The organism is Oleiphilus sp. HI0061 (genome assembly GCF_001635675.1).
The window spans coordinates 1-901 of the sequence record NZ_LWFE01000701.1; the positions used below are offsets into that span (position 1 = coordinate 1).

Consider the following 901-nt stretch of genomic DNA (forward strand, 5'->3'; position numbering starts at 1 on the left):
GCCAGCTGCAACAACTAGCTCAACAAGACCCGAATAAATTTGCTCTTCAGCACTTACGATATCGCAATGCACGCTAATACCCATAATTTCTACCTTCATCAGGGAAGCACTTTAAATATCTTAAAGTGCTTCTACTAAAGGATGATTACATGTTTTTCGCTTTTTCGACTGCTTCGTCGATAGAGCCAACCATGTAAAACGCCTGCTCAGGAAGATCATCGTACTCACCGCCCAAGATACCTTGGAAGCCACGGATAGTGTCTTTCAAAGATACATACTTACCCGGTGCACCCGTAAATACTTCGGCAACGTGGAAAGGCTGTGACAAGAAACGTTCGATCTTACGAGCACGTGCAACTGTCTGCTTATCTTCTTCAGACAATTCGTCCATACCAAGAATCGCAATGATGTCTTTCAATTCAGCATAACGCTGAAGTACTGTCTGTACACCACGTGCAATTTCATAGTGCTCAGCACCAATCACCAAAGGATCTAGCTGACGAGAAGTAGAGTCTAGTGGATCGATCGCTGGGTAAATACCCTTAGAAGCGATGTCACGACTCAATACAACTGTTGCATCCAAGTGAGAGAAGGTTGTTGCTGGAGATGGGTCAGTCAAGTCATCCGCAGGTACATATACTGCCTGGATCGATGTGATCGAACCAGTCTTAGTAGATGTAATACGCTCCTGAAGAACACCCATTTCCTCAGCTAGTGTAGGCTGATAACCTACCGCTGAAGGCATACGACCTAGCAGTGCTGATACTTCAGTACCTGCCAGTGTGTAACGGTAGATATTATCAACGAACAATAGTACGTCTTTACCCTCGTCACGGAACTTCTCAGCCATTGTCAAACCAGTCAAGGCAACACGTAGCCTGTTTCCTGGTGGCTCGTTCAT

The 901-nt window shown here is 45.4% G+C and carries 1 protein-coding gene and 1 pseudogene; both read right to left on the reverse strand.

Going from position 1 to position 901, the window contains the following annotated elements:
* Nucleotides 1-84: pseudogene (locus A3735_RS28785) on the reverse strand (F0F1 ATP synthase subunit epsilon); the annotation flags it as partial.
* Between the two features lie 61 nt (nt 85-145).
* Nucleotides 146-901, reverse strand: a 756-nt coding sequence (atpD, locus tag A3735_RS08905; protein ID WP_068637954.1) for a F0F1 ATP synthase subunit beta, incomplete at its 5' end; no start/stop codon positions are given.